The organism is Micromonospora sp. NPDC050980 (genome assembly GCF_040653835.1).
GTDB lineage: Bacteria > Actinomycetota > Actinomycetes > Mycobacteriales > Micromonosporaceae > Micromonospora.
Map to the genome: position 1 here is coordinate 144,379 of NZ_JBFAGS010000015.1, position 6,870 is coordinate 151,248.

Consider the following 6,870-nt stretch of genomic DNA (forward strand, 5'->3'; position numbering starts at 1 on the left):
CTTACCAGCTCACCAGCCGCGGTCGGCGAGGCGGTGCGGGACGGGGATGTCGTCGACGTTGATGCCGACCATCGCCTCGCCCAGGCCGCGCGACACCTTGGCCAGCACGTCCGGGTCGTCGTGGAACGTGGTCGCCTTGACGATCGCGGCGGCCCGCTGCGCCGGGTTGCCGGACTTGAAGATGCCCGAGCCGACGAAGACGCCCTCGGCGCCGAGCTGCATCATCATCGCCGCGTCCGCCGGGGTGGCGATGCCGCCGGCGGTGAACAGCACGACCGGCAGCTTGCCGCGCTCGGCGACCTCCTTGACCAGCTCGTACGGGGCCTGCAACTCCTTCGCCGCGACGTACAGCTCGTCGGCCGGCAGGTTCTGCAGCCGGCGGATCTCCTGCCGGATCCGCCGCATGTGGGTGGTGGCGTTGGAGACGTCCCCGGTGCCCGCCTCGCCCTTCGAGCGGATCATGGCGGCGCCCTCGGTGATCCGGCGCAGCGCCTCGCCCAGGTTCGTCGCGCCGCACACGAACGGCACGGTGAACGCCCACTTGTCGATGTGGTTGGCGTAGTCGGCCGGGGTCAGCACCTCGGACTCGTCGACGTAGTCGACGCCGAGCGACTGGAGGACCTGGGCCTCGACGAAGTGGCCGATCCGGGCCTTGGCCATCACCGGGATCGAGACGGCCGCGATGATGCCGTCGATCATGTCCGGGTCGCTCATCCGGGACACGCCGCCCTGGGCGCGGATGTCGGCCGGCACCCGCTCCAGCGCCATCACGGCCACGGCGCCGGCGTCCTCGGCGATCTTCGCCTGCTCGGGGGTGACCACGTCCATGATCACGCCGCCCTTGAGCATCTCGGCCATGCCCCGCTTCACGCGGGCGGTGCCGACGGCGGGATCGGTGGTCGGGGAGGTGGATTCAGACACGGGTCATCGCTCCTCGGCGTGCTGTCACGGTGGCTGCGCAGGAATGCTACGACCGGCCGCGCGCCGTTCCGACAGCCAATCGCCCCCACGGTGGCCTGCCCTGTGGCCGCCGTCACCTCCCCGGCCCGGGCCCGGTCAGCCGGTGGTCACGTCCCTGCGCGGGGTCAGCGTCGGGTCGTCGATGTCGAAGTAGCGGGGCCACTGCCGCCCCCGCCCCATCCGGAACAGGCGCACCACCGGCCGCCCCCGCGCCGACCGGGCGTCCCGGACCAGGTCGGTGTGCACCTGCCGGGCCAGCGCCAACCGCCGGCTGGCCGCGATCACCGCGCCGCAGGCCGGATCGTCCGGATCCAGCCGCACCACCCGCAACTGCCGGGTCAGGTCGTTCTCGGCGGCCTCGCGCTCCTCCGGGACGGCGTCCAGCGCGATCCGGGCCGCGGCGTACAGCTCCACCCCGTACCGCTGCTCGGCCAGCACCGCGGCGGCGGCGGCGCGGCGCAGCAGGTGGGCGTCGAGCGCTCGGGCCGCCGACTCCGCGCGGACCTGGAGCCGCTGCACCCGGCCGGCGGTCCAGATCAGGTACGCCGAGACCAGGCCCAGCACTCCGGCCGCGCCCACCACCCACCACATGCCCGGCATCGTAGTGCTGCTCCTCATCCTGGCCGGCCGGCGCGGACCCCGGTCGACACGCTCGTCACAGCGGCCCCACCGGCCACCCTGCTCAGCCCAGCCCCGCCCACTCCTGGTCCATGACCCGGCCGTCGGTGGCCTCGACCGCGGCTGCGTATACCTCCAGAACACGGCGGGCAACCACGGGCCAGTCGAAATTCGCCACCGCCTGGTCGCCGGCGGCGGTCAGCGCGGCCCGCTGCCCGGCGTCGTCGAGCAGCTCGGACAGCACGCCGCGCAGCGCGACCGTGTCCCCGGTCGGGAAGAGCCGCCCGGCCCGCCCGCCGTCGAGCACCCGGCGAAACGCGTCCAGGTCGCTGGCGACCACCGTGGTGCCGGCGGCGAGCGCCTCGGTGAGGATCATCCCGAACGACTCCCCGCCGGTGTTCGGTGCGACGTAGAGGTGCACGCTGCGCAGCATGCGCGCCTTGTCCGCCTCGGAGACCAGGCCGAGGAACGTGACCCGGTCACGCAGGCCGCCCGGGAACCGCCCGACCAACTCGTCGGCGTCGCCCGGGCCGGCCACCAGCAGGCGCAGCCCGGGGCGGTGCGGGGCGAGCGCGACGAACGCGTCGCGCAGGATCGGAAAACCCTTGCGCGGCTCGGTGAACCGGCCCAGGAAGCCCAGCGTGCCGCCGCTGCCGGGGGCGCACTCCCCCGGCCAGTCGGGCAGCGGCGCCACCCCGGCGAACTTCGCCACCGCCACCCCGTTCGGGATCTCCACCGCGCCGCCGTCCATGTGCTCGACCTGCACCTTGCGGGCCAGCGCGCTGACCGCGATCCGGGCGGTGATCCGCTCCAGCAGGATCTGCAGCACGCCCTGCGCCGCGGACAGCACCCGGGAGCGGGTCATCGCGGTGTGGAAGGTGGCCACCACCGGGCCGCGGGCGCAGAGCACCGCCAGCATCGACAGGCTCGGGGTGAGCGGCTCGTGCACGTGCAGCACGTCGAAGTCGCCCCGGTTGATCCACCGGCGCACCCGGGCGGTGGAGACCGGCCCGAACGCGATCCGGGCCACCGACCCGTTGTACGGCAGCGGCACCGCCCGCCCGGCCGACACCACGTACGACGGCAGCGCCGCGTCCTCGTCCGCCGGGGCCAGCACGCTCACCTCGTGGCCCAGCCCGAGCAGCGCCTCGGCCAGGTCCATGACGTGGTTCTGCACCCCGCCCGGGACGTCGAAGGAGTACGGACAGACGATGCCGACCCGCATGGCGTCCCCCTAGACCGTCCCGGTGGTGGCCGGCGGTGGCGACGTCGGCGCCCCGCCCGGCCCCTGGTCCAGCCACATCCGCTGCAACATGTGCCAGTCTTGCGGATGCCGGGCGATGCCCGCCGCCAGACCGTCGGCTATCCGTTGGGTCACCGTGCGGACCCGGGCGTCCAGCGGCGCGCTGTCCGGCTCCGGCAGCGGCAGCGGACCCTCGATCGAGGCGCAGGCGGCGTCCGGCTCATACCACATCGAGGCCACGTAGAGCGGGGCGCCGGTGCGGATCGCCAGCAGCGCCGGGCCGGCCGGCATCCGGGTCCGGCCGCCGAAGAAGTCGACCTCCACGCCCCGCGCGGACAGGTCCCGGTCGGCGAGCAGCGGCACCACGTAACCGGCGCGCAACCGGTCCACCAACACGTCGAAGGCGGGTCGCGGGCCGCCCTGGTTGGGCAGGATCTCCATCCCCAGCCCTTCCCGGAACCCGACGAACCGCTCGTAGACGCCGTCCGGAAGCCGCTCGGCCACCGTGGTCATCGGCCAGCCGGTGGCCGCCACCCAGGCGCCGGCGGCGTCCCAGTTACCGGCGTGCGGCAGCGCCACCACGGCGCCGCGCCCGGCCGCCACGTCCGCGGCCAGCAACTCCTGGCCGTCGAGGCGGAAGCCGGCGAGGATCCGCGACCGGTCCAGGCCGGGCAGCCGGAACGCCTCCAGCCAGTAGCGGGCGTACGAGCGCAGGCCGGCCCGCACCAGCGTGTCCAGCTCCGCCTCGGGCAGGTCCGGGCCGACCACCCGGCGCAGGTTGGCGCGCAGTCGACGGGTACCCCCGCCGTCCTTGCGGTGGGCGCGGTCGGCACCCGCCCGGAAGGCCGCGGCCGCGACGGGCCGGGGCAGCGCCCGGACCAGGCGCCAGCCCGCGACGAAGCCCGCCTCGGTGAGGTTCACTCCGGGCCGACCCGCTGGGCCTGCCGGTAGACATGGGCCATCCGCTGCCCCACCGTGAAGATCGAGACCGCGGCGAGCAGCCACAGCGCGACCTCCAGGGCCCGGTCGAGACCGACGCCGGTGAGCAGGCCGCCGACGCCGACGATGAGCAGCCGCTCGGTGCGCTCGGCGATGCCCACGTTGCAGGTCATGCCGAGCCCTTCGGCGCGGGCCTTGACGTAGGAGACCAAGCCGCCCGCGGCCAGGCAGAGCAGCGCGGCGGCCACGCCGGAATACTGGTGCTCGGTGGCCAGCCAGAAGGCGACCGCGCCGAAGACCGCGCTGTCGGCGACCCGGTCCATGCTCGAGTCGAGGAACGCCCCGAACCGGGTGGAGCCGCCGCTCATCCGCGCCATCGTGCCGTCGAGCAGGTCGGTGAGGGCGAAGACCGTGACGATCAGCGCGCCCGCGACGAGGTGGCCGCGCGCGCCGAAGCCGAGCGCGCCGACGAGCACGCCGACCGTGCCGGTCACGGTGACCGCGTTGGGGGACACACCGGCACGGAGCAAGCCGCGCGCGATCGGCTCCACGACGCGGGTCATCCCCGCGCGGGCCGTCACTTGGAAGATCTTCGCCATGGCGGTCCCACGATAACGGCCGGCAGCGACCGGGGACACAGCCGGGCGTACGACCCGCCCGGCGGGCCTTGTGCCGGCACCGGCTCGGGTGTGAGATCGAGCGTGGGAGGTGAGCCACTTCACCGGAGCACCGGTCGGCGTGCCCGTCCCGCAGGAGTCCACCGGAAGATATCGCCGCGGCGCCCATCGGGTCCGCTTCCCCGTCGCCCGCGGCGGTCGCCACCACCACCGGTTGAGGGAGGTGCGCCGCGATGGCGCAGAAGAACGAGAAGGGGGTCACCGGCGGCGTGCCGGTGGTGACCGAGCCCGGCGGGGTTCGCAACGTGGTGCTCGTCGGGCACTCCGGCGCCGGCAAGACCACCCTGGTCGAGGCGCTGCTCGCGGCCAGCGGCACGATCGGCCGGGCCGGCTCCGTCACCGAGGGCACCACGGTCTGCGACCACGACCCGTCGGCCGTGCGCCAGCAGCGCTCGGTGAGCCTGGCCTGCGCGCCGCTGACCCACCGCGGCGTCAAGGTCAACCTTCTGGACACCCCCGGCTACGGCGACTTCGTCGGCGAGCTGCGCGCCGGGCTGCGCGCCGCCGACGCGGCGCTGTTCGTGGTCTCGGCGGTCGACGGGATGGACGCCGCCACCGCCGCGCTCTGGGAGGAGTGCGCCGCGGTCGACATGCCGCGTGCGGTCGCGGTCTCCCGGCTGGACCACCCGCGCGCCGACTTCGACGAGGCGGTGGCGCTCTGCCAGCGGGTCTTCGACGACAACGTGCTGCCGCTCCACCTGCCCATGCTCGGCGACGACGGGGAATCGGTGGCGGGCCTGATGGGCCTGATCACCCGCCGGGTGCTCGACTACTCCGCCGGGTTTCCACCGGCGGTGCGCGAGCCGGACCCGCAGCACCTGCCGGCGATCCGGGAGAGCCGCGACGAGCTGATCGAGGGGATCATCGCGGAGAGCGAGGACGAGACCCTGATGGACCGCTACCTCGGCGGTGAGGAGATCGACCCCGAGGTGCTGATCACCGACCTGGAGACGGCGGTGGCCCGCGGCCACTTCTATCCGGTGGTGCCGGTCTGCGCGGAGACCGGGGTCGGCCTGGACGCGCTGCTCGACGGCCTGGTCGCGGCGTTCCCGTCGCCGCTGGAGCACGACCTGCCGGCGGTCACCGGCCTGGACGGCTCGCCCCGCCCGCCGCTGACCTGCGACCCGGACGGCCCGCTGGTCGCCGAGGTGGTCAAGACGACGGTGGACCGGCACGTCGGGCGGGTCTCGCTGGTCCGCGTCTTCTCCGGCACGCTCCGCGGAGACCAGGTGATCCACGTGTCCGGGCACGGCCTGGCCGAGCGCGGCCACCCCGACCACGACGCCGACGAGCGGGTCGGGCACATCTACACCCCGCTCGGCGCGACGCTGCGGGAGGTGTCCGCCTGTGTCGCCGGTGATCTCTGCGCGGTCACCAAGTCGGGCAGCGCGGAGACCGGAGACACCATCTCCGCCAAGGACGATCCGCTGCTGATCGCGCCCTGGGAGATGCCGGAGCCGCTGCTGCCGGTGGCGATCGTGGCGCGCAGCCGGGCCGACGAGGACGCGCTGGCCCGCAACCTGTCCCGGCTGGTCGCCGGCGACCCGACGCTGCGGCTGGAGCGCAACCCGGAGACCCACCAGCTGGTGCTCTGGTGCATGGGCGAGGCGCACGCCGACGTTGTGCTCGACCGGTTGCGCGGCGGCGGGGTCGAGCTGGACACCGAGCCGGTCCGGGTGGCACTGCGCGAGACGTTCACGGTGCCCGCCCGCGGGCACGGCCGGCACGTCAAGCAGTCCGGCGGTCACGGCCAGTACGCGGTCTGCGACATCGAGGTGGAGCCGCTGCCCCGCGGCGCCGGCTTCGAGTTCGTCGACCGGGTGGTCGGCGGCGCGGTGCCGCACAACTACATCCCGTCGGTGGAGAAGGGCGTGCGGGCGCAGATGGAACGCGGTCTGGTCGCCGGCCACCCGGTGGTGGACCTGCGGGTGACGCTCGTCGACGGCAAGGCGCACAGCGTCGACTCGTCCGACGCCGCGTTCCAGACCGCGGGCGCGCTGGCCCTGCGTGACGCCGCCGAGAAGGGTCAGCCGGCGTTGCTGGAGCCGGTCGACGAGATCGTCGTCCGGGTGGCCGACTCCTCGGTCGGGTCGATCTTGGGGGACCTGTCCGGCCGGCGTGGCCGGGTCCTCGGCACCGAGGCGGACCCGGAGGCCGAGGGCCGCACCCTGGTTCGCGCCGAGGTGCCCGCCACCGAACTGCTGCGGTACGCGGTCGAGCTGCGCGCGATGACCGCCGGCACCGGCACGTTCCGCCGCGAGTTCGCCCGGCACGATCCCATGCCCGCACACCTGGCCGACCAGGCCCGCAAGGAAGCCACCCCCCACCCCTGAACCCCACCCCTGAACCCCTCCCCCCTCCCCCCGCCCCGCGCCCCCCGCCCCGCGCCCCGCGCCCCGCGCCCCGCGCCCCGCGCCCCGCGCCCCGCGCCCC

Annotated in this window: 6 protein-coding genes; 1 reads left to right on the top strand and 5 read right to left on the bottom strand. The window is 74.7% G+C overall.

Going from position 1 to position 6,870, the window contains the following annotated elements; genetic code table 11:
• Nucleotides 1-9: 9 nt before the first annotated feature.
• The 5 genes from pdxS to pgsA form a co-directional block, all read right to left on the bottom strand.
• Complete coding sequence (gene pdxS, locus AB0H28_RS21990) at nt 10-921, bottom strand: pyridoxal 5'-phosphate synthase lyase subunit PdxS (protein ID WP_358043083.1); 912 nt, start codon at nt 919-921, stop codon at nt 10-12.
• A 135-nt stretch (nt 922-1,056) separates the two neighbouring features.
• Complete coding sequence (locus AB0H28_RS21995) at nt 1,057-1,560, bottom strand: hypothetical protein (RefSeq protein WP_358043086.1); 504 nt, start codon at nt 1,558-1,560, stop codon at nt 1,057-1,059.
• Between the two features lie 82 nt (nt 1,561-1,642).
• Nucleotides 1,643-2,803, bottom strand: coding sequence for a glycosyltransferase family 4 protein (locus AB0H28_RS22000; protein ID WP_358043089.1), 1,161 nt, complete (start codon nt 2,801-2,803; stop codon nt 1,643-1,645).
• Nucleotides 2,804-2,812: 9 nt separating this feature from the next.
• Nucleotides 2,813-3,742, bottom strand: coding sequence for a phosphatidylinositol mannoside acyltransferase (locus tag AB0H28_RS22005; protein ID WP_358043092.1), 930 nt, complete (start codon nt 3,740-3,742; stop codon nt 2,813-2,815).
• Entirely contained in the window at nt 3,739-4,359 is a 621-nt protein-coding gene (gene pgsA / locus AB0H28_RS22010; RefSeq protein WP_358043095.1) for a phosphatidylinositol phosphate synthase, read from the bottom strand. Before pgsA ends, AB0H28_RS22005 begins: the two co-directional genes overlap by 4 nt.
• Before the next feature lie 251 nt (nt 4,360-4,610).
• On the opposite strand from pgsA, the gene AB0H28_RS22015 reads away from it, so the two are divergent.
• The gene (locus AB0H28_RS22015; protein WP_358043098.1) at nt 4,611-6,770 is read left to right on the top strand and encodes an elongation factor G-like protein EF-G2; all 2,160 of its coding nucleotides are present in this window, start codon (nt 4,611-4,613) and stop codon (nt 6,768-6,770) included.
• Nucleotides 6,771-6,870 lie beyond the last annotated feature (100 nt).